Source organism: Salmonella sp. SAL4457, assembly GCF_046548235.1.
Taxonomy (GTDB): domain Bacteria; phylum Pseudomonadota; class Gammaproteobacteria; order Enterobacterales; family Enterobacteriaceae; genus Salmonella; species Salmonella enterica.
The window spans coordinates 1-318 of sequence record NZ_JBGDZO010000231.1 but is presented as its reverse complement, the minus strand read 5'-3'; the positions used below and the strand labels follow the sequence as shown (position 1 = coordinate 318).

Genomic DNA, 318 nt, shown 5'->3' with positions numbered 1-318 from the left:
GCGCAGCGATGCGTTGAGCTAACCGGTACTAATGAACCGTGAGGCTTAACCTTACAACGCCGAAGATGTTTTGGCGGTTGAGAGATGATTTTCAGCACTGATTCCGGATTTTCGGGAACGAAAGATTTTACGCTGAGGTAAGGCGGCAAATGAAGGAAAGGAAGGAGCATACAGAAGTATGTGACTGACTTTACGAATGCAGCCAACGCAGCATCGGTGTAAAAGATTCGTTTCTGGCAACAGAATTTGCCTGGCGGCAGTAGCGCGGTGGTCCCACCTGACCCCATGCCGAACTCAGAAGTGAAACGCCGTAGCGCC

The 318-nt window shown here is 50.9% G+C and carries 1 rRNA gene; it reads left to right on the top strand.

Features of this window, described 5'->3' with window-relative positions:
• Positions 1–249: 249 nt before the first annotated feature.
• Positions 250–318 (top strand): 5S ribosomal RNA (rrf, locus tag ACLJNW_RS24050); the annotation flags it as partial.